Source organism: Jannaschia sp. M317 (assembly GCF_025141175.1).
GTDB lineage: Bacteria > Pseudomonadota > Alphaproteobacteria > Rhodobacterales > Rhodobacteraceae > Jannaschia.
This window is the reverse complement of record NZ_CP081155.1, coordinates 3,242,194-3,267,675: the sequence shown is the minus strand read 5'-3', so window position 1 is coordinate 3,267,675 and position 25,482 is coordinate 3,242,194. Positions and strand designations below refer to the sequence as shown.

Sequence of the window (25,482 nt, the reverse complement as noted above, 5' to 3'; positions counted from 1 at the left end):
CTCAGGTCGAATAGGAAAGGGCCGCCCGGTTGGGCGGCCCTTTCTGGTTTGGGATCGGTGCCCTGCGGTCAGTCGATCTTGGGCAGCAGCGTGTCGAGCGACGCCTTGGCGTCGCCATAGAACATCCGCGTGTTGTCCTTGAAGAACAGCGGGTTCTCGATGCCGGAATACCCGGTGCCCTGACCGCGCTTGGACACGAACACCTGCTTGGCTTTCCAGACTTCCAGAACCGGCATTCCCGCGATCGGGGAGTTCGGATCGTCCTGCGCCGCCGGATTCACGATGTCGTTGGACCCGATGACGATCACGACGTCCGTGTCGGGGAAGTCGTCGTTGATCTCGTCCATCTCCAGCACGATGTCGTAGGGAACCTTCGCTTCGGCCAGCAGCACGTTCATGTGACCGGGCAGGCGACCGGCGACCGGGTGGATCGCAAAGCGGACCTCCTTGCCTGCCGCGCGCAGCTTGCGCGTCAGTTCGGCGACGTTCTGCTGCGCCTGCGCCACGGCCATGCCGTAGCCCGGCACGATGACGACGCTGTCGGCCTCGTTCAGGGCCGTGGCAACACCGTCGGCGTCGATGGCGATCTGCTCGCCTTCGACGGCCATCTGCTCACCCGCCGGGCCGCCAAAGCCACCCAGGATGACCGAGACAAAGCTGCGGTTCATGGCCTTGCACATGATGTAGGACAGGATCGCACCAGACGAACCGACCAGCGCGCCGACCGTGATCAGCAGATCGTTGCCGAGCGAGAAGCCGATCGCGGCAGCCGCCCAGCCGGAATAGCTGTTCAACATCGAAACGACGACAGGCATGTCCGCCCCGCCAATGCCCATGATCAGGTGATAGCCGATGAAAAGCGCGGCCAACGTCATCACGACCAGCGCCAGCGTCGAACCCGACGACATGTAGATCACCAGCATCAGCAGGCTGAGACCGGCAGCACCGGCGTTCAGCATGTGACCTCCGGGCAGCTTTTTCGCCGTGCTGTCGACCCGTCCGGCCAGCTTGCCGTAGGCGATGACAGACCCGGTAAAGGTCACGGCCCCGATGAAGATGCCGAGGAACAGTTCGATCTGCAGGATCGTGATCTCGACCGGGATCTTCTTGGCGACCAGCGCCGCGAAACCGCTGAACTGTTCAGCCACGGCAGCCCCGGCCAGCGCGACCTCGGGGGTCTCGCCGTAGCCCCGCGGGAAGGCTGCGCCAGCCTCCGCAAAGGCAGCCGCCACGCGGCCGATCTCTATATGCGCGTTCAGGCCGACGAAAACCGCCGCCAGACCGACAAGCGAATGCATCGCGGCGACCAGTTCCGGCATCTGGGTCATCTGGACCTTGGTGGCCAGCTGATAGCCGATGGCCCCGCCAAGGCCGATCAGGATGATGGACAGCGGCCAAAGCCCCGCGCCCGGCCCGACGATCGTCGCGACGACCGCCAGGGCCATGCCCACGATACCGTACCAGATTGCGCGCTTGGCGCTTTCCTGACTGCTCAGCCCGCCCAGCGACAGAATGAAGAGAACGCCCGCGACGACATAGGCCGCATTGGTGAATCCGAGTTCCATGTGTCTGGCCCCGCTTTAAGATTTTTGGAACATGGCGAGCATGCGCCGGGTGACGAGGAAGCCGCCGAAGATATTCACCCCGGCCATGAAGACCGCGGCCGCAGCCAGGATCGTGACCAGGATCGAGCCAGAGCCGATCTGCACCAGCGCCCCCAGGATGATGATCGACGAAATCGCGTTCGTGACCGCCATCAAAGGCGTGTGCAGGGAATGGGCGACGTTCCAGATAACCTGGAAGCCGACGAAACAGGCCAGCGTGAAGACGATGAAGTGCTGCATGAAGCTGGCAGGCGTGAACAACCCTGCCAACAGCAGCAGCGCGCCGCCGACGGCCAGCAGGCCGACCTGGAACTTCGTCTCCGACTTGAAGGCGGCGACTTCTGCGGCGCGTTTCTCCTCGGGTGTCAGCTCCTTGGGCTTCTCTTTCTTCTGCACCGCAATCGCTGCGACCTTTGGCGGCGGCGGCGGGAAGGTGATCGCGTTCTCATGCGCGATGGTCGCACCGCGGATCACGTCGTCCTCCATGTTGTGCACGACCTGACCGTCTTTCTCGGGCGTCAGATCGGCCATCATGTGGCGGATGTTGTTGCCGTAAAGCGTCGAGGACTGCGTCGCCATACGGCTGGGGAAGTCGGTGTAGCCGATGATCGTCACGCCGTTGTCGGACACGATCTTCTGATCCTGGACCGTCAACTCGCAGTTGCCGCCCCGCTCGGCGGCCAGGTCGATCACGACGGAGCCGGGCTTCATCGCCTCGACCATATCCTTGGTCCACAGCAACGGGGCCGGGCGGTTCGGGATCAACGCGGTGGTGATGACGATGTCGATGTCCGGCGCGATTTCGCGGAACTTCGCCAACTGCTTTTCCTGGAATTCCGGCGAGGACGGCGGCGCATAGCCGCCGGTCTCGGCGCCGTCGGGCAGTTCATCGTCGGAGAATTCGAGGAACACGAACTCCGCGCCCATCGATTCGATCTGTTCGGCCACTTCGGGGCGCACGTCGAAGGCGTAGGTGATCGCGCCCAGCGACGTGCTGGTGCCGATTGCCGCCAGACCGGCCACGCCGGCGCCGACGACCAGAACCTTTGCCGGGGGCACCTTGCCCGCAGCGGTGACCTGGCCGGTAAAGAAGCGGCCGAAGTTGTTGCCCGCCTCGATGACAGCACGGTAGCCCGCGATATTGGCCATCGACGACAGCGCGTCCATCTTCTGCGCACGCGAAATGCGCGGGACCATGTCCATCGCAATGACCGACGCACCCTTGTCGCGGGCCAACTCCATCAGAGCCTGGTTGGACGAGGGGTAGAAGAAAGAGATCAGCGTCTTGCCGTGTTCCAGGCGGGCGATTTCGTCCTCGGTGGGGGGACGGACCTTGGCGACGATATCTGCGATTTTCCAAAGCTGATCGGTGCCGTCGATGACGTCCACACCTGCCTGGCGATAGGCGGCATCGGTGAAGCCAGCCTTTTCGCCCGCGCCGGCCTCGACGGCGACGTCATAGCCGAGCTTTTGAAGATGCCCCGCGCTGTCTGGGGTGATCGCCACGCGGGCTTCGCCCTCGTGAACCTCTTTCGGTGCGCCGATCTTCATTGCTTGGTCTCCGGAAACTGGTGGCGATGTCGCCTCTTATCTGTGGCACGCAAGATGCTCAAGCTAAGCAACGGACGAGTGAAACTATGTTGCGTCACAGCGTCTGACGTGTTGGAAAATGACAACAAATGGCTCAAATATCAAAATTAATTTTGAGTTTAAGCGCTGGAGCAGCTTACGCAGGGTCCGCGTTGCATGGCCTTTACCCACCTGCCGCAGTGTCGCAGGGTCGCGGCACCTGGCGTGCTACGCCGAAGAAGCGGAGTTTTCTCGATGGATTGGACCGAGTTGCGCGGGCGATTCTTTCTGCCCGAAGGGGTGATCTATCTTGACGGCAACTCCCTGGGGCCATTGCCCAAAGCCGCGGCTGAACGGGTGCGCCAGACCATCGAGGATGACTGGGGCAAGCTGCTGATCCGGGGCTGGAACGAGGGCGCGGGCGGTGCCGGTTGGATGGGCTGGCCCACGCGGCTGGGCGACCGGATCGGACGATTGATCGGGGCCGCTCCGCGCACCGTCACCACCGGCGACACCCTGTCGATCAAGGTCTATCAGGCGCTGGCCTCGGCCCTGCATCTGGCCGGGGACCGCCGCGTTGTTCTGTCGGACAGCGGCAACTTTCCCAGCGATCTCTACATGGCGCAGGGCTTGATTTCTACTTTAGGTCAGGGGTTTGAGCTGCGCACCGTAGCCCCCGAAGCCATCGAGGGGGCGCTGACGGATGATGTGGCCGTTCTGATGCTGACCCAGGTCGATTACCGCACGGGACGGCTGCACGACATGGCCGCCCTGACGGCGGCGGCAAAGCGTAAAGGCATACTTACGGTTTGGGACCTGGCCCATTCCGCCGGTGCCCATGAGGTGGATCTGACGGGGGCGGGGGCGGATTTCGCCGTGGGCTGCACCTATAAATACCTGAATGCGGGGCCGGGCGCGCCTGCCTTCATCTACGTGCGCGAGGGGCTGCACGATGCGGTGCGCCCGGCGCTGTCGGGCTGGCTTGGCCATGCCGCTCCCTTTGCCTTCGATCTGGATTATGCGCCAGGCGACGGGATCGAGAGGATGCGCGTCGGCACGCCGCCGGTTCTGCAATTGGCCGCGCTGGACGCCGCGCTCGACATCTGGGACGAGGTCGACATGCCCGCGCTGCGCGCCCGATCTCTGGAACTGTCGGATCGGTTTCTGGACGCCGTGACGCGCGCCTGCCCCGATCTGATGCCTGCGCTGGTGCCCGGCGTGCCGCGCGGGTCGCAGGTCAGCCTGCGGCATCCCGACGGCTACGCCATCGTTCAGGCCCTGATTGCGCGCGGCGTCATCGGCGATTTCCGCGCGCCCGACATCTTGCGGTTCGGCTTTACCCCGCTGTTCTTGTCAGAGGCGGATGTCGACGCGGCGGTCGGCCACATCCGCGAGGTGATGGACCAGGGTGAATACCGCCGTCCGGAATTTGCGATACGTCGTCGCGTGACGTGAAAGTCACGAATACCAAGGCATACCGTCCCCCCCGTTTGCGCAGTGTCGCTTGCGCGCTAGCTCAGCAGAAACGCATGAGGTTCCGATGCTGCGCGACCACCCCCGCCGATACGAGTTGGCCAACGAGTTGCACGCGCGGCCTTTTCCGGTCCTGACGGCCCCATGCCGGGCCGCATTTCTGGCGATCAAGCGCGAAGACGACGCCGCCAATCGCGACCGTGCCGTCGACCGCGCCCACCTGGAGGCGCTGTTGGATCGGTTCGGGGCCGATCACCCGAAACCGGGGGCCACGCACTTCTTTGGCCAGCTTGGCAAGCACCGCCTGAAATGGGAAAGCCATACGGAGTTCGTGACCTACACGCTGTTCTCGGATGGCGTCGCGGATCGGCCCTTTGACGGCAGTGTCTTCAATGAATTTCCCGCCGATTGGCTGGATGACGCGCCGGGGATGCGTCTGACCTCGGCCCTGATCCGGGTGGAAAACCGGCCCGAAGACAGCGCGATTGACGAAAAATTGGCCGGGTGGTTTGTTCCAGAAAGCCTGGCCGTGGCCAGCGTTCTGGACGACAGCGCCATTATCGCCAGCGATTTCCGTATCGATACCGGCGGGCACATCCGCTTTGCCGTCTTCGCCTCGGACGACGCGGGCGATCGGCGCGTCGGGCGGATCGTCCAGCGCCTCTGCGAGATCGAGACTTACAAGACCATGGCCATGCTGACCCTGCCACGGGCCCGGGCGTTGTCGGCAGAGCTGGGGGAGATGGACAAGACCCTGTCGGACCTGGTTGGCGCACTGCGCGCGGGTGAGGCACAGACCGAGACGACGTTGGAAGGATTGCTGACAATCGGCTCTGACCTGGAACGGATGCTGGCGCGATCCTCTTTCCGGTTCGGTGCGATGGATGCCTATGACGCGCTGGTCCAGCAACGGATCTCGGTCCTGCGAGAAGACCGCTTTGGCGGACGTCAGACCCTGGCGGAATTCATGATGCGCCGCTTCGATCCGGCAATGCGGACCTGCCGGTCTGTCCAGGGCCGGATGGAAGCATTGGCCGAGCGGGCCAAACGGGCGGGCGATCTGTTGTCCACCCGCGTAAACGTCGACCGCGCGACACAGAACGCCTTGTTGCTGCGGTCGATGGACGACCGGGCCGCGGCACAGTTGCGATTGCAAAAGACGGTCGAGGGCCTGTCGGTCGTGGCGATCAGCTACTACGCGCTGGGCCTGGTGGCCGCGGCTCTCTATCCGTTTGGGGCCCAGCTCGGCTGGTCCAAGGAAATGGTGTCGGCCGTTGCCGTGATCCCTGTCGTCGCGGCCGTTTGGTGGGTGGTTCGGCGGATCCGGCGCGGGATGGAGTCGTAACGACCGACCCTTCATCGGAGAGCGCCGAGGGTTTCACACCCCCGGACCCCCGTGGAGTATTTTCGCCGAGAAGAAACAGGGGCGCGTTGCCGACCGCGCGTTAACCTGAATGGCGGGTCATTCGGATCGGATGAGGCTGCCGGCGCCGTGGCTGGTGAACAGCTCCAGCAGGGCCGCGTTCGGGACGCGACCATCCAGGATCACAACCGCGCGGACGCCTGCGGCCAACGCATCCAGCGCGGTCTGTGTCTTGGGAATCATCCCACCCGCGATCGTGCCGTCGGCGGTCAGGTCGCGCACCTGCGACGCGCTGAGTTGTGTCACGACTTCGCCCGTGGCGTCCTTGACCCCGGTCACATCCGTCAGCAGCAGCAGGCGGTCCGCCTTGAGCGCGCCCGCGATGGCACCTGCGGCCGTGTCTCCGTTGATGTTGAATGTTTCGTCATTTTCACCGGTCCCGATGGGGGCGATGACGGGGATCATCTCGTCGCGGAACAACGAGTGCAGCAGGCGGGGATCGACCTCGGACGGGGTTCCGACGAAGCCCAGATCCGGATCGTCCTGCACGCAGGTGATCATGTCGGCATCCTTGCCCGTCAGACCCACCGCGCGGCCGCCTGCGGTGTTGATGGCCTGAACGATGCGTTTGTTGATCTCGCCCCCCAGGACCATTTCGACGACCCGAAGGGTTTCGGCATCGGTCACGCGTTTGCCGCGCACGAATTCCGACGTCACGCCCAGCCGGTCCAGCATGGCGTTGATCATCGGTCCACCGCCGTGGACGATGACCGGGTTGATCCCCACGGTCCGCATCAGCACGACATCGCGGGCGAAGCTGGCCATGCCCTCGTCCGATCCCATGGCGTGCCCGCCCAGTTTGATGACGACGATCGCATCATCGTAACGGGTCAGATAGGGCAGCGCCTCGTTCAGGGTGCGGGCAATGGCGGCGTTGTCGCGGTTGGTCATGGCGTCCTGGGGTTTCATCTGCGGCTCCGGGGCGAAAACTCTTGGCACAAGAGTTTGGAAATTTTCTTTGTTCAAGAAATTTCGGCGATGACGGATCGAAGGGTCGGGATGCCCCAGCCCTTTTCGGAGGATGTAACGATCAGTTCGGGAAAGGCCGCCGGATGGCGGGCCAGCGCACGCCGCGTCTGGTCCAGCGCCTGCTCCCGTTCCGCGTCTTTCACCTTGTCGGCCTTCGTGAGAACCGTCTGAAACGTCACCGCCGAGGCGTCGAGCAGGGACATGATTTCCTCGTCCACGGCTTTGACCCCATGGCGAGCGTCGATCAGGACGAAGGCGCGGCGCAGCGTCTGTCGCCCCGCAAGATAGCTTTTCAGCAGGGCCTGCCACTTCGCGACCGTTGCCACCGGTGCCTTGGCAAAGCCATAGCCGGGCAGGTCGACCAGATAATGGCTGTTTTCCAGCGTGAAGAAGTTGATTTCCTGGGTGCGGCCCGGCGTGTTCGACGCGCGGGCCAATGAACGGCGCCCGGTCAATGCGTTGATCAGAGACGATTTGCCCACGTTGGACCGACCGGCAAAGCAGACCTCGATCCGGTCTGCGGGGGGCATGCCGGACATGGCAACCACGCCCTTCAGGAACTCTCCGCCAGACGCGAACAGCTTGCGGCCGCGCTCCTCCGCTTCGGGATCCGGGGCATCGACGACGGGAAAGGGCAGGGCGGTCATTTGGCAGACTCCAGCGCGGCCAGGTCGGCCCCGCGAATGGCATTCAGGTTACGCGCAATCCGGGCCACATCCCAGTCCCACCAGGCGATGGCCAACAGGCGGGCGACAATGGCGTCGTCGAAACGGCGGCGCACGGTGCGGGCAGGATTGCCCGCCACGACGGCATAGGCGGGCACGTCGCGCGTCACCACCGACGCGGCGGCCACGATGGCACCTGCCCCGATGGTCACGCCGGGCATGATGGTCGCGCCGTTGCCAATCCAGACATCGGGGCCGATCACCGTGTCGCCCTTGCGCCCGGCCTCCCAACTGGCGGGGTCGAACCCCGCGTCCCATCCGTGACCGAAAATGTTGAACGGAAAGGTCGAAAATCCGTCCATTGCATGCGTGCCACCATTCATCACGATCCGCGCGCCATGGGCGATTGCGCAAAAGGCACCGATGGTCAGATGGTCGCCTACAAAGTCGTAGTGGTGCAGCACATTGCGATCGAAGAAATCGCGCGTCTCATCCTGGTCGTCGTAATAGGCGTAGGGCCCGACCGTCACGTTGTCGCGGCCCTTGGCCAATGGGCGCAGAAAGATGGTCCCGCCATAGGCCGGAGCCATGGGCGTCAGGGTATCGGGATCGGGGCCGGTCACAGGATCTGGACCGGCGCGCCTGGGGCGATGGTGCCGCTGCGAATGACTTCGGCGTAGATGCCGAAGTCCTGATGGTCCCAACTGCGCAGGGTGCCGAGTGTATCTGCGTCCCGTTCGCCGGTGTCCGGGTTGGCTTCGGTCGCGCGGCATCGGGTGATGCGTTGCCGAACCCGCAGGACGGCTTCACCGATCTGAATGTCCCGATCCAAAAGCTCGAACTCGTGCCAAAGATCCATGTCGTCAAGCCACAGGTTCCCACGCCAGCGATGGATCGACAGAGGGCGACCCAGCCGACCCTCGACCGCCCGGTGCGAGGCGTGGTTGTGGATCGAGATCCAGGGATCGGGCACATCGGTGAACCCGGTGTCGCACCGCACCAGGCCGGTCGGTCGCGGCAGGTCGTCGCGCCAGATCGGGGCCAGCCAGTCGACCAGTCGATCGCCATCCCGGTCGGGATCGATGGTCAGGTCCGGGCGGTCCGGGTGGCGCAGGATGATCGCATCGCCCGACGTCTCTGCTGTCACGGCCATCAGCGAAGGGCCCGATACGCCGCGCAGAAAGTTGGCTTTCCGGGCCCAGCCGGGCCCGGAGTCGCGGGTGTTTTCGTGGGTCACCGCCCAGCGACGATCCAACGGCAGGGTGCGGCCCACTTCCAGCCGGGCAGAGGCCATCTCCTCCCGGCCGATGGCCTTGACCGGATGCCGCCAGATCGAGGCGAGCTTCACTTCTTCGGACCGGACTTGGGGGCCTTGGTATCGTTGGCGGCGGCGGGCTTTTTCTTGAAGCCGCCTTTGATGTTGCCGAACAGGTCCGGCTTCGACCCGTGCGACCGCATGATGGAATACTGCTGGATGAACGTGATCGTGTTGTTCGCGATCCAGTAGACCACCAGGCCCGAGGCAAAGCCGCCCAGCATGAACATGAACACCCAGGGCAACCAGGCAAAGATCATTGCCTGCGTCGGGTCGGTGGGGGCCGGGTTCAGTTTCTGCTGCAACCACATCGACACGCCCAGCAGGATCGGCAGGATCCCGATGAAGACCAGCGCCAGGATCGTCCCGGCCTCGGGGGCGGGCCAGGGGAAGGCCCCGAACAGGTTGAAGATCGAGGTCGGGTCCGGCGCGCTCAGGTCCTGGAACGGCCCAAAGAAGGGCGCGTGGCGCAACTCCAGCGTAACGAAGATCACCTTGTAGAGACTGAAGAAGATCGGGATCTGCAGAAGGATCGGCAGACACCCGGCGGCAGGGTTCACCTTGTTCTTCTTGTAAAGCTCCATCATCCCCTGCTGAAGCTTCTGACGGTCTTCGCCCGCCTTCTCCTTGAGCTTCTCCATCTCGGGCTGCAGCTCTTTCATCCGTGCCATCGACACGTAGGATTTATAGGCCAGCGGCAGCAGGATCGCCTTGATGCCAAGGGTCAGCACGATGATCGCGATGCCCATGTTGCCGATCTGAGCGTTCAGCCAGTGCAGGGCGGCAAAGATCGGCTTGGTCAGGAAATAGAACCAACCCCAGTCGATGCTGTCGACGAAACCGGCGATGCCTTCGTCGTTCTGATAGGCGCGCAGCTGTTCCCATTCCTTTGCACCGGCAAACAGACGGCTTTCGGAAACATGGGTCTGGCCGGCTTCGACCGTGCGATAGGGCAGGCGCGTTTCGGTCTGGTAACGGTCGGCGCGGTCGACGTACTTGACGACCTCGCTGAACGGCACGCCCGCGCTGGGGATCAGGGCCGCCATCCAGTACTTGTCGGTGAAGCCGATCCAGCCGTCTTCGGCCACTTCGGTGATCTGCACGCGCCCGCCTTCGGCCGCGACCGGATCCAGGTCGACCATGTCGTCATAGTCGATCTCCAACAATTCGCCGTCCGACCGGGCAACGACACCCTCGTGCAAGATGAAGAAGTTGACCGTCTCCGGCTCACCCTGTCGGGCGATCAGGCCATAGGGGGCCAGGCGCACGGCTTCGCCCGTGGTGTTGTCCACCGACTGGGCCACCGTGAACATGTAGTTCGCGTCGATCGAGATCACCTTGCGGAACGTCAGGCCCGCACCATTGTCCCAGGTCAGCTCCAAAGGCGTCTCGGGGGTCAGGACCGCATCGGCAGGGGCCGACCAGACGGTCGTGGCACCGGGGACCGCATCGCTGGCCAGCGTGCCGCCGGGAACCCAGCCGTGCAAAGCGTAATAGGCGTTCGGGGCGCCAGCCGGGCTCAGCAGGGTCACGATTGGCGAATCATCGTCCAAAGTTTCGCGGTAGTCCTTCAGCGACAGGTCGTCGATGCGCCCGCCTGCCAATGACACCGAGCCGGTCAGACGGGGTGTATCGATCTCGACCCGGGCGGCAGTGGTCAGCGCGGCTTCGCGGGCTTCCGCCGGGGCAGGTACGACGCCTGCGTCACCGGGGGCGACGGGGGGCGTGATCGCGCCCGTGGCCGGGTCGACGATGCCATCGGCGGTGGGCACCTCGGCTACCGTGGGCGCTTGCTGTTCTGGTGGGAACAGGAAGAACCACACCAGGATGACCACCGCAGAGAGCACGGTCGCGAGAATGAGGTTCTTGTTCTGATCGTCCATGGGACCTGTCCGGGCATGTCGGGAGTTGCGCGCCGTTCAACAGACCATGCGCCCGAAGGTCAACCCGAAAGAGACGCAGAGGCCGCAGACAAACCTTCGGCACGCCCCCGAAATCACGGGATTTGACCGCGTTCAGGCCGGCGCGGACCCCTCGATATGTTTGCCTTCGGGGGGCCGCCCCTTCCGCCGCGGCCGGATGGACCCCGACTGCGGGAGGCGTGAAATCCGGCGGGTTCCCTCAGGCGCACAGGCACCGTCACGCGGTCCCGTGGGGGCGCATGTGATGCAGGGCGGCGATCTTGCCGCCGGCTTGCGCCCGCGCCCAGGTGGTCGCATCGTCGAAAGGCATGGGGCGGGCGATGCCGAACCCTTGCAGATGCGGGCATCCAAGGCGGATCAGGCAGTCCCGCTCCTCCGCACGCTCCACGCCTTCGGCCAGGGTGTCGATGCCCAGATTTTCCGCCAGGCGCAGAATCGCCCCGACCACGCGCCGTTGATCCGCGTCGCCGTCGATATTGTGGATAAAGCTGCGGTCCAGCTTGATGCGGTGCACACCGAACCGCGCGATATGGCTGATCGAGGCGGCACCCGTGCCGAAATCATCCAGGTCCAGCTGAAACCCGGCCTCGCGAAGGGCGGTGATGTTGCGCACGATGGTTTCGTCGTTTTCGCGCAACGTAACGGTTTCCAGGATCTCCACGGCGACCCGCGCGGGCGACAGGCCGTAGCGATCCACCTGCCAGGTCAACCGCTCCGCCAGGCGGGGGTCGCTCAGTTCCTCAAGCGACACATTGACCCCCACGTGGGGCACGTCCAGACCGATCCGGTCCCATTCCACCAAGGCCTCCAGCGCGGCGCGCAGCATGACGTTGCCAAGCTCGGCCATGCGCCCCGCCGAGGCGATGGCCCCCAGGAACTGCCCCGGTGTCAGCACGCCCAGATCCGGATGGTGCCAGCGCGCCAAGGCCTCGAACCCTGCGATGCGGTCTGTCGTGGTCTGGATCTGTGGCTGGAACCAGGCCCGGATTTCCCCGGACTCCAACGCCGCGTCGATGCGCGTGGACAGTTTGTGATCCGTTTCGACCTGGGTCTGCAAATCGGCTGTAAAGGCCCGCACCGTATCGCCACCCTGGCGCGACGCGATCCGCAGCGCGCAATCCGCCGCCGCCAGCAAGGCAGCCCCCGTCCGCGCCGGGGCCATCGCCTCGGAGCACAGGCCAATACAGGACCGCACCCGGATCGACCGTCCCCTGATCGAGATCGGCTCCGCCACGGCGGCCTGGACCCGGTCGACGATATTCATCACCACCTCAAGATCGGCGCGGCGGGTGGGGTTCAGCACCAGCGTCAGGCAGTCGTCGCTGGACCGGAACACCGCATCCTGGCCCCGCATGGTGGCCGAGATCCGCTGAACCACGCGGTCCATCACGGTTTCAGACAGTTCGGTGCCCCATTCGCCGTTGGCCACATGCAGATCGTCAATCTGGATCAGCAGAACGGCCGTGGTGCGGTCGCGCGTGGCGCAATCCTCCAGCACTTCGTCGACGAAGTTCTGAACGGCGGTCCGTTGGATGGGGTGCCTGTCAGCCGTTCGGATCGGCGCCTCGACCAAACCGCGGCGGCCCGCCTGCAGCGCCATGCACACCGGAAGCACGACGACCAACACCATGGCCACAGCCGATTCGCCGAACCCCCAGGCGATGGCCGCCGCCGCCGGGAAAAGCATCATCCAGTCGACGCGCCGTCGCAGGCGGCGCAGGCGGTCGCGCCAGACGGGGGCGGGCGTGGCGGGTGTGGGGGCTGCAGGCATGGAACCTCCGGGGAAAACGCCCTGTGACGGCTACCCCTTGGCCATGACCGGTTCCTTAACGCAGCAAGGGAATATCTGTCGAATTGTCCCTGTCTGTTCCCCCTGTCCGGGGGATCAGCGCGGCAAAATCGAACAGATCCGGGTCCGGCATATGCGACGGCCGCACCTGGCACAGCGCCGAGAACATCTTGCCCCTGCGCCCCGGCACCTTGGCCTCCCAGCTGTCCAGCATGGCCTTGATGGCCTGCCGTTGCAGCCCGTCCTGGCTGCCACACAGATCGCAGGGGATGATCGGGTAATCCATCGCCCGCGCAAACCGGTCACAATCCGCCTCGGCCACGTGGGCCAGCGGGCGCAGCACCAGCATGTCGCCTTCGTCGTTCAGGAGTTTCGGCGGCATCGTCGCCACCTTGCCACCGTGGAAAAGGTTCAGGAAAAACGTCTCCAGGATGTCGTCGCGGTGATGACCCAGCACCACGGCGGAACATCCTTCCTCGCGGGCGATGCGATAAAGGTTGGCGCGGCGCAGGCGCGAGCACAGCGCGCAATACGTGCGCCCGGCGGGCACCTTGTCCTTCACGATGGAATAGGTGTCGCGGTATTCGATGCGATGCGGCACGCCCATCCGTTCCAGAAACGCCGGCAGGACGGTGGCCGGAAAATTCGGCTGCCCCTGATCCAGGTTGCAGGCCAGGATGTCGACTGGCAGCAACCCGCGCCACTGCAGCTCCGTCAGGGCCGCCAGCAGGGTGTAGCTGTCCTTGCCGCCCGACAGGCAGACCAGCCATTTCTGACGCGGTCCGGTTCGGTCGACCATGGCGTAGCGGTCGATCGCCTCGCGGGTTTCGCGGATGATGCGCTTGCGCAGCTTGCGGAACTCGGTCGTCTTGGGCGCGCCGTGGAACAGCGCGTGGATGTCGTCGGTGCCGTCGTTGGGCAGCAGGGTGTCGGGCATGGCAACCTCGGGTCTGGATTGCCTTCCCCTAGCCGATCCGCCGCCCGGCTTCCACCGGGCGACGGGCCTGCGTGCCGTCAATAGAGCGCGCGGCTCGACGGCAGCGGCGGCGGCATCGGCGGCAGCCCGAGATCGCGCCGCAGATGGTCGGGCAGGGCAGCATCAGGCGGCCTGGATTTGGGCCGCACCATCGCGCGGAGCGCGGCCAGCAGGACGCGGCCCGGGCCATGCAGGGCGATGGCGGTGTCGATGATGTCGCGCGTGGGCGCGGAAGGTAGACGCAATGCGGTCATGGATTTTCCCCGTGAGACGGGGCCTCTGGTTCGGGTTTGGAAATGACGACGACGGCAGACGGCCCCCACGCGGGGCACGGTGTCTAGCTGTCGATGTCGGAAAGGATCACGCGACGGGCGCGCGACCGATCGGGTTCAGCTTGCCTGCGCAGTCGCGCGGGCAGAGCAGACACAGGGCTGCGGTCGTCGGACGTACAATCGATACATGAACGCCCTCCCTCAGCTGACGTGGCACCCTGAGGCGGGGTTTACGTCGGGTTCGCCAATCCGCAAAGCAAAAAGTTCCGCGCCGGGTGCGGGCCGTGTCTAGTCGGGCACATTGTCGATGCCGGAGCCGCCAAAAGGGCGGCATCGGGCGATGCGGCGCAGCGCCAGCCACCCCCCCTTTAGCCCGCCGTGCTTCTGCAACGCCTCAAGCGCGTAGACAGAGCAGGTGGGATGATAGCGGCAGTTGTGCCCGACATACGGCGAGAACACCGCGCGGTAAGCGTGGACCGGCAAGGAAAAGAGGCGCGCAAGCGGGGTCATCGTCTGAACCTGGGCGCACAAGAGCCGGGGCAAAAGGCTCCGGCTGAACTTTTCGCCGAAAAGTTCGCCGCAATCGTGGGGTCAGCGCGCGCCATGCACCTTGGCCAGCGCGCGGCGCAGATCATCGAGCAGCGCCTCGAACGGGCGGTCTGCGGTCACCCCGGCCCGCCCGATCAGGGCATAATCCCAGCCGGGGCGCCCAAGATCCGGCAGGACCAGCCGGGCGGCTTCGCGCAGCCGCCGCTTGGCACGGTTGCGCGCGACGGCGTTGCCGACCTTTTTCGAACAGGTGAATCCCACACCGATTCCAGGCGTTCCATCGCCACGGTCGCGGCCCTGCAACAGGAACGATCCCGCAGGCGCGCGGTGACCTCGGTTCAGGGCCAGAAATTCCGGCCTGCGCGCAAGCACGCGCAAAGACGCCGGAGGCGGGCTGGCCTCCGGCGTCTGGCAATCGGTCCCCATCGGGGAAATCAGGCGCTGAGCGACTTCCGACCGCGGGCGCGGCGGGCGTTCAGGATCTTGCGGCCGGCTTTGGTCGCCATGCGCGCGCGGAAACCGTGACGGTGCTTGCGGACGAGGTTCGAGGGCTGGAAGGTGCGTTTCATGGCCTTCTCTCCGGATCTAGGGCCGGATTCGGGATGAATCGACGGCGTGAAAACGTTGAAGCCGCCGAATAGGGGAGGCACCGGGGGCTGTCAACGGGGCGAACCCCGGAAATGGCGGCCCATGCCGCAGCGGGCGGAGCGAGGGATCCTCCCTCGCGCTCCCTGGGATATTTATGAAGCAGAGAACAGGGGTCTTGTAACACGACCGGCGGTGAGCAGGGACAAAGCCTGTAACAATCGCCCGTTTCGGGCCGCTTGCGCACACGTCCCCACACAGGCGCGTGAGGCGGGCTATCGTCATCGAACCAAGCGCGTCAGGAAGGCGTCAATCCTCGGAGAGATGCTCCGCCCCTGACACATGAGACCGAAACCATGACGGATCAAACAATGACCTTCCCAAAGCAGAAACCGAAAGTGACGCGGTTTCTGCCGCTGGCCGCGATCCTTGCGGTCGCCGCCCTGGGTGCCTTCTTTCTGCGGGATTACCTGTCGTTCCAGACGCTGGCCGACAACCGCGAGACACTGATCGGCTTCCGCGACGACAATTACCTGATGACGGCGCTGATCTTCGTGGCCGCCTATATCGTGATCGTCGCCTTTTCGCTGCCCGGAGCCGCCATCGCGACCTTGACGGGTGGGTTCCTGTTTGGGCTGTTTCCCGGCGCATTGTTCAACGCGGTGGCGGCCACGATCGGGGCGACCGCGATCTTTCTTGCGGCGAAATACGGGCTGGGCGACCGGCTGGCGGCCAGGATGGACGCCTCGGGCGGGGCCGTGAAGAAGATCAAGGACGGCATCCGCGAGGACGAGACGTCCTATCTGTTCATCATGCGTCTGATCCCGGCGGTGCCCTTTTTCGTGGCCAACCTGATCCCGGCCTTCGTGGGCGTGCGCCTGGCGAAATACGTGATCACGACCTTCCTCGGCATCCTGCCCGGCTCCGTGGTCTACACCTGGGTCGGTGCCGGTCTGGGCGAGGTCTTTGCCCGCGGCGAGACCCCCAACCTCGGCATCATCTTCGAGCCGCAGATCCTGGGCCCGATCATTGGCCTGGCCGTCCTGGCGCTGCTGCCGATCGTCATCAAGAAAATCCGCGGTGGGAAAGCATGAATACCCACACCGCACCCCAAGACATGCTGCGCGCAAAGGACACCGCCATGGAAGAGATCAAGACCGACGTGCTGGTGATCGGCGCAGGCTCGGGCGGGTTGTCGTTCGCCGCCGGGGCCAGCCAGATGGGCGCCGACGTGACCCTGTTGGAGGGGCACAAGATGGGCGGCGATTGCCTGAACTTCGGCTGCGTGCCGTCCAAGGCGCTGATTGCGGCGGGCAAGCAGGCGCAGGCCATGCGCACCGGCGAGATGCTGGGCGTGACCCCGGTCATGCCCGAGATCAGCTACGCCGAGGCGAAACGCCACGTCCACCGCGTGATCGAGACCATCGCCCCCGTCGACAGCCAGGAACGGTTCGAAGGCATGGGTGTCCGCGTCATCCGCGAATTCGGCACCTTCGTCGACAAGGATACCGTCGAGGCGGGAAACTACCGCATCAAGGCGCGCCGCGTGGTGATCGCCACGGGTTCCTCTCCGTTTGTGCCGCCGATCCCCGGCCTGGGAGAGGTCCCCTACGAGACGAACGAGACGATCTTTGACCTGATGGACAAGCCCGCGCACCTGATCGTGGTCGGCGGCGGCCCCATCGGGATGGAAATGGCCCAGGCCCACGTGCGCCTGGGGTCCAGGGTCACCGTGATCGAAGGCGGCAAGGCGCTGGGCAAGGACGACCCTGAAATGGCCGAGGTCGTTCTGAAAAAGCTCCGCAAGGAAGGCGTCGAGATCATCGAAGACGCCCAGGCCAGCCGCATTTCGGGCGAGAAGGGGCGGATCACCGTCCACACGCCCAAAGGCGATTTTACCGGCGACACGCTCCTGATGGCTGTGGGGCGCAAGGCCAATATCGACAAGCTGAACCTGGACGCGGCTGGCATAGAGCATGACCGCGCGATCAAGGTCGGTGCCGATCTGCGCACCACCAATAGAAAGGTCTACGCCATCGGCGACGTCGCGGGCGGGTTTCAGTTCACCCATGTCGCGGGCTATCACGGCGCGACCGTGATCCGTCCGATCCTGTTCGGCCTGCCCGCCAAGGCGCGCACCGATCACATCCCCTGGGCGACCTATACCGACCCCGAACTGGCCCAGGTCGGCCTGACCGAGGCGCAGGCGATCGACGCCCATGGCAGCGACAAGGTAGAGGTCCTGCGCTTTCCCTATCACGAAAACGACCGCGCCATCGCCGAGGGCAAGACGGACGGTCTGATCAAGGTCATGGTCGTCAAGGGCCGCCCCGTCGGTGCGTCAATCGCGGGCGAAAAGGCCGGAGAGTTGATCGGCCTCTGGGCGCTGGTGCTGGCCAACAAGCTCAAGATCGGGGCCGTCGCCGCGATGGTCGCACCCTATCCGACCCTGGGCGAGATCTCCAAGCGGGCGGCCGGGCAATACTACGTCCCCCGTCTGTTCCAGAACCCGACCGTCAAGAAGGTTGTGGGCCTGGTGCAGCGCTATCTGCCCTGACGGAATGTCCCCTGTCGCAATTGCGCGGCAGGGGACATACAAGACCGAAACCGCTTTCCCGCCTGGACGCCCATGCTGACTTCCCTTTCCGGCCGCTTTCTTATCCTCACGGTGGTCTTCGTGATGCTGGCCGAAGTGCTGATCTTCGTCCCTTCGATCGCACGCTTTCGCGCGGATTATCTGACCAACCGGATGGAACGGGCGCAGATCGCGGCCCTGGCGCTGCTGGGGGCAAGGGACATGATCGAGCCCGAGGTGGAGGCAGAGCTGCTGGCCAATGCCGGCGTCCTGAACGTCGTGCTGCGGCGCGATGCGATGCGTCAACTGGTGCTGTCCTCTGACTTGCCGGGGCCGGTGACCAAGACGGTGGATCTGCGCGACCCGACGGCCATGGTGCTGATCAGCGACGCGCTCTCCCGGTTCGTGACGCCGACGCCCGAGGTGATCCGCGTCATCGCCCAACCCGCACGCGACGGGGGGGTGCAGATCGAGGCGGCGATCGACACCGGTGAACTGCACGATGCGATGATCGACTATGGAATCACCATCTTGTGGCTGTCGCTGGTGATTTCGGCCATCACCTCGGTCTTTCTGTTCCTGGCTGTCCGGCGTCTGATGGTGACCCCGATCAAAAGTCTTGTCGGGCACATGAACCGCTACGCCGAGGCCCCCGAGGATGCCAACCGGGTCATCGTTCCAAAGTCCCGCATCCGGGAACTGCGCGAGGCGGAAACGACGCTCAAATCGCTCGAGACACAGCTTTCGCAATCCCTGCGTCAAAAGGAACGTCTGGCGCAACTCGGCTCTGCCGTGGCCAAGATCAGCCATGACCTGCGCAACATCCTGACCACTGCCACGCTGTTGGGGGACCGGCTTGAAATGGTCGACGACCCCACCGTCAAACGTGTGGCCCCCAAGATCGTCGCGTCCTTGACGCGCGCCGTGAACCTGACCGAGGGCACGCTGGCCTTCGGCCGCGCAGAGGAGGCCCCGCCCGCCCTGCAACGCATCGAGGCCGCCCCCTTCCTGGAGGAGGTCTGCGAAGCGGAGCAATTGGCCGTTCCGTCCGACCAGGTCCGGATTGCTGCCGATTGCCCCACCGGTCTGATGCTGCGCGCCGATCCCGAGCAGCTTTACCGCGTGGTCGGCAACCTGATCCGCAACGCCCGCCAGGCGATTCAGGCCACGGCAACCCCCGGACAGATCATCGTCGCCGCCTCCGAAAGCGCGGATCACTGGTGCCTGCGCATTTGCGACACCGGACCGGGCCTGCCGAAACGGGCGCAGGACAACCTGTTCAAGGCCTTCGAGGGGTCGGTGCGCAAGGGCGGCACCGGCCTTGGCCTGGCCATCGCGCGCGAGCTGATCCAGGGCCACGGCGGTACGCTCACGCTGGAGGAAACGGGCGAGACAGGGACGGTCTTCCTGATCCAGCTCCCGCGCGAAGTGGTGAGCTAGGGGCCTCTGATCCCAAGGGGCCCGACAGCTGCCTTTGCCGGGCCTGCAAAGCGTCCAGCCGATTTCGACATAAGTCGAGGCGGCGCGTCCCCCCGGTGCCCATGCGGCGCACGCTGATCCCGCCCTTGGGCCCGGCAGGGCAGACCGAAATGCCGTGCACGGATCGCCCGTCAGATCCATCCGCGCGCTGGCTCCTTCGACCACAGGCGCAGGGGGCGTTCGACGGTCCTGGCCAGAAATGCAGGCCGCACCAATGGCCCCTGGTCTGGTCCCAGATGTGCAAAAATTAGGTATGACCCAGATCACCCACGGATCACCCGTCGGTCACCCCTGAAAATTCACAGCTCTGAAAAAAGCCGCTTGCACCCCCCCGGCCTTGGGTCTATCCCGCCCCACGTAGTGCGCTGGTAGCTCAGTTGGATAGAGTACTTGACTACGAATCAAGGGGTCGGGGGTTCGAATCCTCCCCAGCGCGCCATTACCCTTATCGATGCTTCTGACGGGACTTCCCGAGGTCCGAGCCGTAAGGCTCTCTCAGCCGTCCACCGGGATTATTCCGAGGTCGAGCGCCGCTCTGACCGCGAAGATTTCCCAGTTTCCGGCGGGGTCGACGTGACCGACGCCGTCGCGGTCCGACACCTGCCAATGGACCGCGACGAAGACGCTCCGCTGCTCCACGCGGCAAACGGCGAGCCTACGGAAAAGGCGAGCAAGACGCGCTGAGCGCAAAGGCTGATCCAGCTGTCAGGCCCCCTCTTCTGGCCGTCAAAGAGTTGATACGGGTTGTGGGCGTTCCACAAGAATTGGCCAATGTGGCCAGGGGTTTGGCCTGTCGTGGGCCAGGTGCCTCAGACAAGGATGACCCGGACAAAAGGACGCCCCGTGACCTGATCGGCCACGGGGCGGTTTCAACTGCAACGCCCAGGCGGATGGCCCGCCTGGGCGCATGGGATCAGGCCGCCAGATCGAAGCGATCTGCGTTCATCACCTTGTTCCAGGCCGCGACGAAATCGCGGACGAACTTCGCGCCGTTGTCGTCCTGGGCGTAGACCTCCGCGTAGGCGCGCAGCACCGAGTTGGAGCCGAACACCAGATCGGCGCTGGTCGCCGTCCACTTCACCGCGCCGGTCTTGCGGTCGCGGATTTCGTAGGTGCCATCGGCCACCGGGTGCCAGCTGTTGGACATGTCCGTCAGGTTGACAAAGAAGTCCGGTGTCAGCTGACCCACGCGGTCGGTAAAGACGCCGTGGGCCGCGCCGCCGTGGTTGACACCCAGCACGCGCAGACCGCCCAGCAGGACCGTCATCTCGGCTGCGGTCAAGCCCAGCAGTTGGGCACGGTCCAGAAGCATCTCTTCGGGCGATACCGCGTAGTCCTTCTTGACCCAGTTGCGGAAGCCGTCGGCCACAGGTTCCAGCACGGAGAAGCTGTCGGCGTCGGTCTGCGCCTCGGTCGCGTCGCCGCGTCCGGGAGTGAAGGGCACGCTGGCCGTCTGACCGGCGGCGGCGATGGATTGCTCCAACCCGACGGTGCCTGCCAGGACGATTACGTCCGCGAGCGATGCGCCGGCGGCGACGGCCACAGGCTCCAACGCGGACAGCACACGGGCCAGGCGATCGGGCTCGTTCCCGGCCCAATCCTTCTGCGGGGCCAGACGAATGCGGGCCCCGTTGGCGCCACCGCGCATGTCCGAACCGCGGAAGGTGCGCGCGCTGTCCCAGGCGGTAGCGATCATGTCTGCCGCCGACAGGCCGGTGTCGGCGATGGCGGCCTTGACGGCATCGACATCATAGCCGGTCGGGCCAGCGGGGATCGGATCCTGCCAGATCAGGTCTTCGGCAGGCACGTCGGGGCCGATGTAGTTGGCCTTGGGCCCCATGTCGCGGTGCGTCAGCTTGAACCAGGCACGGGCAAAGGTGTCTGCGAAATAGGCGGGATCGGCGCGGAACTTCTGGCAGATCTCGTTGTAGATCGGGTCGACCTTCATCGCCATGTCGGCGTCGGTCATCATCGGCTTATGACGGATCGACGGGTCGGTCGTATCGACGGGCATGTCCGCTTCGTCGATGTCCACCGGCTGCCACTGCCAGGCACCGGCGGGGGATTTCGTCAGCTCCCACTCGTGGTCGAAGAGCATGTCGAAAAAGCCCATGTCCCACTGCGTCGGCTTGGTGGTCCAGGCGCCTTCGATGCCCGAGGTGAAGGCGTTGGTCGCCTTGGCGTCGTGACCGGCATTGGCCCAGCCGAAGCCCTGCAGCTCATAACCGCCGCCCTCCGGCTCCACCCCGATGTTGTCGATGTCGCCGCGTCCATGCGCCTTGCCGACAGTATGGCCACCGGCGGTCAGGGCGGCGGTTTCCTCGTCGTTCATCGCCATGCGGGCGAAGGTTTCGCGCACATGCAGCGCGGTGCGGGCCGGGTCCGGCTGTCCGTTCACGCCTTCGGGGTTCACGTAGATCAGGCCCATGTGAACGGCGGCCAGCGGGTTTTCCAGGGTCGACGGCTGATCCAGGTCGCCATAGCGGTTTTCGCTGGGCGCGAGCCAAGCGGTTTCAGAGCCCCAGTAGACGTCCTTTTCCGGACCCCAGATGTCGGCGCGGCCAAACCCGAAGCCAAAGGTTTTCAGGCCCATGGATTCATAGGCCATGTTGCCCGCCAGGATGATCAGGTCGGCCCAGCTCAGCGCGTTGCCGTACTTTTTCTTGACCGGCCACAGCAGGCGTCGGGCCTTGTCCAGGCTGGCATTGTCGGGCCAGGAATTCAGGGGGGCAAAACGGATGTTGCCGGATCCGGCACCGCCGCGCCCGTCGGACAAGCGATAGGATCCAGCGGAGTGCCAGGCCAGGCGGATCATCAAGCCGCCATAGTGCCCCCAATCGGCGGGCCACCAATCCTGGCTTTCGGTCATCAGCGCCTCGACGTCGGCCTTGACCGCGTCGAAGTCGAGCGCCTTGACCGCTGCGCGGTGATCGTAATCCGCGTCCATCGGATCGGTGCGGGCGTCGTGCTGGTGCAGGATGTCGAGGTTCAGCGCGTTGGGCCACCACTTCTTGACAGGGTTGCCGCCCGAGGTGTTGCCGCCGTGCATGACAGGGCAGCCGCCAGTTGGGGTCGCGTTGTTTCCGTCCATGGGTCTCTCCGAGATTGACGCTCCGGGGGCGTTGGGCCCCTGAGTCTGGAAGCGTTCTAACCTTTGCCGGGCAAAAGGGCTAATTGACTATCATGACCGCTGCGATAAGCAGGGCTTATGATCGGTGTGACCCTGAAACAGCTTCGCTATATCTGTGCGCTTGACCGGCACCGTCATTTCGGGCGCGCGGCGGAGTCCTGTTCGATCACCCAGCCGGCCCTGTCCCAACAGATCAAGGAGTTGGAGGCGCTGGTCGGGGCACCTCTGGTGGAACGGGGCGGACGGGCGATCCGCATGACGGCCCTGGGCGCGGCCTTTGTCGCGCGGGCGCAAACCATCCTGCTGGGCGTGGAAGAATTGTCGGACCTGGTGCGCGCCGCCGAGGGCCCCCTGGCCGGGCGGCTGCGGCTGGGCATCATCCCGACCGTCGCGCCCTATTTTCTGCCGCAGGTGATCAAGGCACTGTCGCACGATCTGCCGGGGCTGGAGGTGGAGATGCGCGAGGCGGTCACCAAATCCCTGATCGCCGATCTGACCGAAGGCGCCCTTGACCTGGCCATCGTCGCGCTGCCGATCTCGGAGCCGTCGTTACGGGAATATCCGCTCTTCGACGAGGATTTCGTCCTGGTCCGGCCCCGTGCCGACGCAGACCGGCCCGTTCCCAGCCCCGAAGCATTGCAGGCCATGCGATTGCTGCTGCTGGAGGAAGGACACTGCTTTCGCGATCAGGCGTTGTCGTTTTGTGAAATGTCCGGCCCACAGCCCCGTCAGGTGATGGAGGGCAGTTCACTTTCGACGCTGGTGCAGATGGTCGGCGCGGGAATGGGGGTGACGTTGATCCCGGAAATGGCGGTGCCATTGGAAACCCGGTCCACGGCCGTCGCCATTGCCCGTTTTCCGGCACCCGCGCCGCGTCGGTCCATCGGGTTGGTCTGGCGCCGCAGCAACCCTCTGTCGGATCAGTTGCAGCGCATCGGAGAGATCCTGCGCAGGCTGGGGGCACCTCGGGGTGGTGGGGTGGAACCGGTCAATGCCCGCGCCACTGCCAGTTGACGGCCGACGAGCAGTCAGGGGCCGCGCCGTCGCCACCCGATATGTCATGCGGGGGGTGACGCGGTTGGCGGGTCTTCAGCGGGGCTGCGGATCCCCCTTGGGTTGACCTCAGGCGCGCGCCGACAAGCTGCAATGCCTCTTGATCGTTTCGCGTGCAGCCCAGCGTTGAGATCAGCGACCTGACGTCTCGCCGGAGGACGGAGAGTATGCGGCGTGGCTGGTGAACGGTACGTCAGCACAAGATCGGCTCAGTGCCTCAAACGCGGAACGAACGGGTGAGGAGCGCGGCTGCCGGGGGCGGCGATGTCTCGATCGAACAAGGTCAGAAGATCAGGGCATGGAAATACGAGGCGCAAGGTCTGAAGCGGGCTGACCTGCCGCCCCCTGACTAGGTCGACGCGTTTCAGTTTCACCGCTCCCGGACGCATCGGACAGGGCCGCGCCGCGAAGACAGATGAGCCACCGACAGACCCGCAGCGGTGCAGGCCCATCTTGCCGACAGGGTCGGCCCAGACAGGAAAAGCGATCGGCCACGCAGGTGACCGATCGCCGTTTCCGTTTCGTCTGACGCGACTGTGGCTCAGAAGAAGGTGCTGGCCATGACTTCGCCGTCTTCTTCTTCCCAGTCGTCGTCTTCGGCTACGTTTTCCGGGCTTCCGGTAGATGCCGGAATGGTCATCAGCGACATGATGTCATCCAGGGTCGGTTCCCCGTTGTCCGCGCCGAAAGGGACGAACTTCGGAAGCGAGGACAGGATGTCGGTTGCCTTGGATGTGCCAGACGTGGCGCAGGTGCCACCGGAGCCTTTGGTGCCGCCGGAGCCTTTGGTGCCACCGGAGCCTTTGGTGCCACCGGAGCCCTTGGTGCCACCGGAGCCCTTGGTGCCACCGGAGCCTTTGGTGCCGCCAGAGCCCTTGGTGCCACCGGAGCCCTTGGTGCCACCGGAGCCTTTGGTGCCGCCAGAGCCCTTGGTGCCACCGGAGCCTTTGGTGCCGCCAGAGCCCTTGGTGCCACCGGAGCCTTTGGTGCCACCGGAGCCCTTGGTACCACAGGACCCCTTGGTGCCACCGGTGCCATAAGTTCCCCCGGTGCCATTTGTGCCGCCCGTGCCTGGTGTGACGTCTTCGAAGCAGTCCAGCGGAACGCCGATCACGAAGGGCTGGACGTTGTCGGGATCGCCCTGCGGCACCAGGAACACCGCTGCGACCTCGCCTTCTCCGGCCACGTAGTCGGGGTTGGCTTGGGCGCCTTCGTACAGGGCCAGGATGTTGGCCTCGGATTGGGTTCCCTCAAGACCCGCCTGGCGGATTTCGTACTGCATGTCGCGGTCACTGTTGGTCAGACCCCAGATCGCCAACTGGACTTCGCTGTCGGGAACCCCTTCGGAGTTGTTGAGAACCCATTCGAGCTGATTGGCGATGTCGCCCAACTCGATCGGACCGCTCGGATCGACGACGGTGTAGTCGATCACATCCTCGCTGGACCCGTTGACCAGGACCTCGGCCGGGACGTCTCCGCCCGATCCCGGTTCCTTGCCGACTGCCTTGAAGTCCGCGAAAATGTCGACGCAGAATGCCTTTTCATAGGTGGCATCGAACTCGGTCCCGGTGTTCTTGACCGTCAGCGTGAAGTCGTTCTTGCTGAGTTCCACGACGCTGATGGTGCTGGTCTCGGGGATGAAGTCCTGGTCCAGTTCGTCACGCGTCGGGACCGTGCATTCATTGCAGCCAGAAGTCCCACCGGACCCTTTGGTGCCACCGGACCCTTTGGTGCCGCCGGAGCCCTTGGTACCACCCGACCCCTTGGTGCCGCATGAGCCTTTGGTACCGCCGGACCCCTTGGTGCCGCCGGACCCCTTGCTGCCGCCGGAACCCTTGGTGCCACCGGAACCCTTGGTACCACCGGAGCCCTTGGTGCCGCCGGAGCCCTTGGTACCGCCGGAGCCTTTGGTGCCACCCGAGCCCTTTGTACCACCGGAGCCCTGGGTGCGGCCGAAGCCTCTGGAGCCACCAAAGTCGTCTGCCATATTCCGGTCATACCAGCTGGCGAAGGAATGACCTTCGACGCCGCCGTTATGGTAGGCATCAGTCGAACTCGCGCAGGCATTGCCGGTGCCCTTAATTTCACGGAAATCCCGGTGGTTAGTATGGCGCATGTGACTGTCACTCCTGAA

General features: G+C 64.9%; 21 protein-coding genes and 1 tRNA gene. 7 read left to right on the top strand and 15 right to left on the bottom strand.

Features of this window, described 5'->3' with window-relative positions; all coding sequences use genetic code 11:
- Window positions 1-68: 68 nt before the first annotated feature.
- Complete coding sequence (locus K3551_RS16685) at window positions 69-1,565, bottom strand: NAD(P)(+) transhydrogenase (Re/Si-specific) subunit beta (RefSeq protein ID WP_259915846.1); 1,497 nt, start codon at window positions 1,563-1,565, stop codon at window positions 69-71.
- 15 nt (window positions 1,566-1,580) lie between these two features.
- The gene (locus tag K3551_RS16680; RefSeq protein WP_259915844.1) at window positions 1,581-3,155 is read right to left on the bottom strand and encodes a Re/Si-specific NAD(P)(+) transhydrogenase subunit alpha; all 1,575 of its coding nucleotides are present in this window, start codon (window positions 3,153-3,155) and stop codon (window positions 1,581-1,583) included.
- A 273-nt stretch (window positions 3,156-3,428) separates the two neighbouring features.
- On the opposite strand from K3551_RS16680, the gene kynU reads away from it, so the two are divergent.
- Window positions 3,429-4,628: a kynureninase gene (kynU, locus tag K3551_RS16675; RefSeq protein ID WP_259915838.1), complete on the top strand. Its 1,200-nt coding sequence runs from the start codon at window positions 3,429-3,431 to the stop codon at window positions 4,626-4,628.
- A gap of 85 nt (window positions 4,629-4,713) precedes the next feature.
- On the top strand, window positions 4,714-5,991 hold the full coding sequence (locus tag K3551_RS16670; RefSeq protein ID WP_259915837.1) for a DUF3422 family protein: 1,278 nt from the start codon (window positions 4,714-4,716) through the stop codon (window positions 5,989-5,991).
- A gap of 117 nt (window positions 5,992-6,108) precedes the next feature.
- Here the strand turns inward: K3551_RS16670 and argB are convergent, their stop codons facing one another.
- The 11 genes from argB to rpmH all read right to left on the bottom strand — a co-directional run bounded on the left by argB (window position 6,109) and on the right by rpmH (window position 15,095).
- Window positions 6,109-6,978, bottom strand: a complete 870-nt coding sequence (argB, locus tag K3551_RS16665; protein ID WP_259915828.1) for an acetylglutamate kinase — start codon at window positions 6,976-6,978, stop codon at window positions 6,109-6,111.
- A 53-nt stretch (window positions 6,979-7,031) separates the two neighbouring features.
- Window positions 7,032-7,685: a ribosome biogenesis GTP-binding protein YihA/YsxC gene (yihA, locus tag K3551_RS16660; protein ID WP_259915827.1), complete on the bottom strand. Its 654-nt coding sequence runs from the start codon at window positions 7,683-7,685 to the stop codon at window positions 7,032-7,034.
- Window positions 7,682-8,293 carry a CatB-related O-acetyltransferase gene (locus K3551_RS19950; RefSeq protein WP_409197434.1) on the bottom strand — a complete coding sequence of 204 codons (612 nt, stop codon included), beginning with the start codon at window positions 8,291-8,293 and terminating at the stop codon, window positions 7,682-7,684. Before K3551_RS19950 ends, yihA begins: the two co-directional genes overlap by 4 nt.
- A 29-nt stretch (window positions 8,294-8,322) precedes the next feature.
- Window positions 8,323-9,051: an MOSC domain-containing protein gene (locus tag K3551_RS16650; RefSeq protein ID WP_259915819.1), complete on the bottom strand. Its 729-nt coding sequence runs from the start codon at window positions 9,049-9,051 to the stop codon at window positions 8,323-8,325.
- On the bottom strand, window positions 9,048-10,901 hold the full coding sequence (gene yidC / locus K3551_RS16645; RefSeq protein ID WP_259915817.1) for a membrane protein insertase YidC: 1,854 nt from the start codon (window positions 10,899-10,901) through the stop codon (window positions 9,048-9,050). The genes K3551_RS16650 and yidC overlap by 4 nt, the downstream gene beginning before the upstream one ends.
- Before the next feature lie 256 nt (window positions 10,902-11,157).
- Entirely contained in the window at window positions 11,158-12,711 is a 1,554-nt protein-coding gene (locus tag K3551_RS16640; protein ID WP_259915815.1) for a bifunctional diguanylate cyclase/phosphodiesterase, read from the bottom strand.
- Window positions 12,712-12,766: 55 nt separating this feature from the next.
- Window positions 12,767-13,666 (bottom strand): tRNA 2-thiocytidine(32) synthetase TtcA, encoded by a 900-nt coding sequence (ttcA, locus tag K3551_RS16635; RefSeq protein WP_259915813.1) that lies wholly within the window; start codon window positions 13,664-13,666, stop codon window positions 12,767-12,769.
- A 77-nt stretch (window positions 13,667-13,743) separates the two neighbouring features.
- Window positions 13,744-13,959 (bottom strand): hypothetical protein, encoded by a 216-nt coding sequence (locus K3551_RS16630; protein ID WP_259915811.1) that lies wholly within the window; start codon window positions 13,957-13,959, stop codon window positions 13,744-13,746.
- Between the two features lie 306 nt (window positions 13,960-14,265).
- Window positions 14,266-14,487 (bottom strand): membrane protein insertion efficiency factor YidD, encoded by a 222-nt coding sequence (gene yidD, locus K3551_RS16625; RefSeq protein ID WP_259915809.1) that lies wholly within the window; start codon window positions 14,485-14,487, stop codon window positions 14,266-14,268.
- 81 nt (window positions 14,488-14,568) lie between these two features.
- Window positions 14,569-14,952 carry a ribonuclease P protein component gene (gene rnpA / locus K3551_RS16620; RefSeq protein ID WP_259915807.1) on the bottom strand — a complete coding sequence of 128 codons (384 nt, stop codon included), beginning with the start codon at window positions 14,950-14,952 and terminating at the stop codon, window positions 14,569-14,571.
- 8 nt (window positions 14,953-14,960) lie between these two features.
- Entirely contained in the window at window positions 14,961-15,095 is a 135-nt protein-coding gene (gene rpmH, locus K3551_RS16615; protein ID WP_104020418.1) for a 50S ribosomal protein L34, read from the bottom strand.
- A 372-nt stretch (window positions 15,096-15,467) separates the two neighbouring features.
- Here rpmH and K3551_RS16610 point away from each other — a divergent pair, with 372 nt between their 5' ends.
- The 4 genes from K3551_RS16610 to K3551_RS16595 all read left to right on the top strand — a co-directional run bounded on the left by K3551_RS16610 (window position 15,468) and on the right by K3551_RS16595 (window position 19,604).
- Window positions 15,468-16,205, top strand: coding sequence for a TVP38/TMEM64 family protein (locus tag K3551_RS16610; protein ID WP_259915802.1), 738 nt, complete (start codon window positions 15,468-15,470; stop codon window positions 16,203-16,205).
- Window positions 16,206-16,252: 47 nt separating this feature from the next.
- On the top strand, window positions 16,253-17,668 hold the full coding sequence (locus K3551_RS16605; protein WP_259919666.1) for an NAD(P)/FAD-dependent oxidoreductase: 1,416 nt from the start codon (window positions 16,253-16,255) through the stop codon (window positions 17,666-17,668).
- A 72-nt stretch (window positions 17,669-17,740) separates the two neighbouring features.
- Window positions 17,741-19,126: a HAMP domain-containing sensor histidine kinase gene (locus tag K3551_RS16600; protein ID WP_259915800.1), complete on the top strand. Its 1,386-nt coding sequence runs from the start codon at window positions 17,741-17,743 to the stop codon at window positions 19,124-19,126.
- Between the two features lie 401 nt (window positions 19,127-19,527).
- A tRNA-Arg gene (locus K3551_RS16595) sits at window positions 19,528-19,604 on the top strand.
- A gap of 474 nt (window positions 19,605-20,078) precedes the next feature.
- Here the strand turns inward: K3551_RS16595 and katG are convergent.
- The gene (katG, locus tag K3551_RS16590) at window positions 20,079-22,256 is read right to left on the bottom strand and encodes a catalase/peroxidase HPI (protein ID WP_259915798.1); all 2,178 of its coding nucleotides are present in this window, start codon (window positions 22,254-22,256) and stop codon (window positions 20,079-20,081) included.
- A gap of 117 nt (window positions 22,257-22,373) precedes the next feature.
- Here katG and K3551_RS16585 point away from each other — a divergent pair, with 117 nt between their 5' ends.
- Complete coding sequence (locus tag K3551_RS16585) at window positions 22,374-23,309, top strand: hydrogen peroxide-inducible genes activator (RefSeq protein WP_259915796.1); 936 nt, start codon at window positions 22,374-22,376, stop codon at window positions 23,307-23,309.
- 580 nt (window positions 23,310-23,889) lie between these two features.
- On the opposite strand, the gene K3551_RS16580 is transcribed toward K3551_RS16585, so the two are convergent.
- Window positions 23,890-25,464, bottom strand: coding sequence for a thioester domain-containing protein (locus K3551_RS16580; protein ID WP_259915794.1), 1,575 nt, complete (start codon window positions 25,462-25,464; stop codon window positions 23,890-23,892).
- Window positions 25,465-25,482: the final 18 nt, after the last annotated feature.

Bases quoted from the DNA above. Each gene is read 5' to 3' on its own strand.
- K3551_RS16585 (WP_259915796.1), top strand. From the start codon at position 22,374: ATGATCGGTGTGACCCTGAAACAGCTTCGCTATATCTGTGCGCTTGAC.
- K3551_RS16610 (WP_259915802.1), top strand. From the start codon at position 15,468: ATGACGGATCAAACAATGACCTTCCCAAAGCAGAAACCGAAAGTGACG.
- K3551_RS16600 (WP_259915800.1), top strand. From the start codon at position 17,741: ATGCTGACTTCCCTTTCCGGCCGCTTTCTTATCCTCACGGTGGTCTTC.
- yidC (WP_259915817.1), bottom strand. From the start codon at position 10,901: ATGGACGATCAGAACAAGAACCTCATTCTCGCGACCGTGCTCTCTGCG.
- K3551_RS19950 (WP_409197434.1), bottom strand. From the start codon at position 8,293: ATGGCTCCGGCCTATGGCGGGACCATCTTTCTGCGCCCATTGGCCAAG.
- K3551_RS16680 (WP_259915844.1), bottom strand. From the start codon at position 3,155: ATGAAGATCGGCGCACCGAAAGAGGTTCACGAGGGCGAAGCCCGCGTG.
- rpmH (WP_104020418.1), bottom strand. From the start codon at position 15,095: ATGAAACGCACCTTCCAGCCCTCGAACCTCGTCCGCAAGCACCGTCAC.
- K3551_RS16605 (WP_259919666.1), top strand. From the start codon at position 16,253: ATGGAAGAGATCAAGACCGACGTGCTGGTGATCGGCGCAGGCTCGGGC.
- ttcA (WP_259915813.1), bottom strand. From the start codon at position 13,666: ATGCCCGACACCCTGCTGCCCAACGACGGCACCGACGACATCCACGCG.
- yidD (WP_259915809.1), bottom strand. From the start codon at position 14,487: ATGACCCCGCTTGCGCGCCTCTTTTCCTTGCCGGTCCACGCTTACCGC.
- K3551_RS16640 (WP_259915815.1), bottom strand. From the start codon at position 12,711: ATGCCTGCAGCCCCCACACCCGCCACGCCCGCCCCCGTCTGGCGCGAC.
- rnpA (WP_259915807.1), bottom strand. From the start codon at position 14,952: ATGGGGACCGATTGCCAGACGCCGGAGGCCAGCCCGCCTCCGGCGTCT.
- K3551_RS16580 (WP_259915794.1), bottom strand. From the start codon at position 25,464: ATGCGCCATACTAACCACCGGGATTTCCGTGAAATTAAGGGCACCGGC.
- K3551_RS16670 (WP_259915837.1), top strand. From the start codon at position 4,714: ATGCTGCGCGACCACCCCCGCCGATACGAGTTGGCCAACGAGTTGCAC.
- K3551_RS16685 (WP_259915846.1), bottom strand. From the start codon at position 1,565: ATGGAACTCGGATTCACCAATGCGGCCTATGTCGTCGCGGGCGTTCTC.
- katG (WP_259915798.1), bottom strand. From the start codon at position 22,256: ATGGACGGAAACAACGCGACCCCAACTGGCGGCTGCCCTGTCATGCAC.
- kynU (WP_259915838.1), top strand. From the start codon at position 3,429: ATGGATTGGACCGAGTTGCGCGGGCGATTCTTTCTGCCCGAAGGGGTG.
- argB (WP_259915828.1), bottom strand. From the start codon at position 6,978: ATGAAACCCCAGGACGCCATGACCAACCGCGACAACGCCGCCATTGCC.
- yihA (WP_259915827.1), bottom strand. From the start codon at position 7,685: ATGACCGCCCTGCCCTTTCCCGTCGTCGATGCCCCGGATCCCGAAGCG.
- K3551_RS16630 (WP_259915811.1), bottom strand. From the start codon at position 13,959: ATGACCGCATTGCGTCTACCTTCCGCGCCCACGCGCGACATCATCGAC.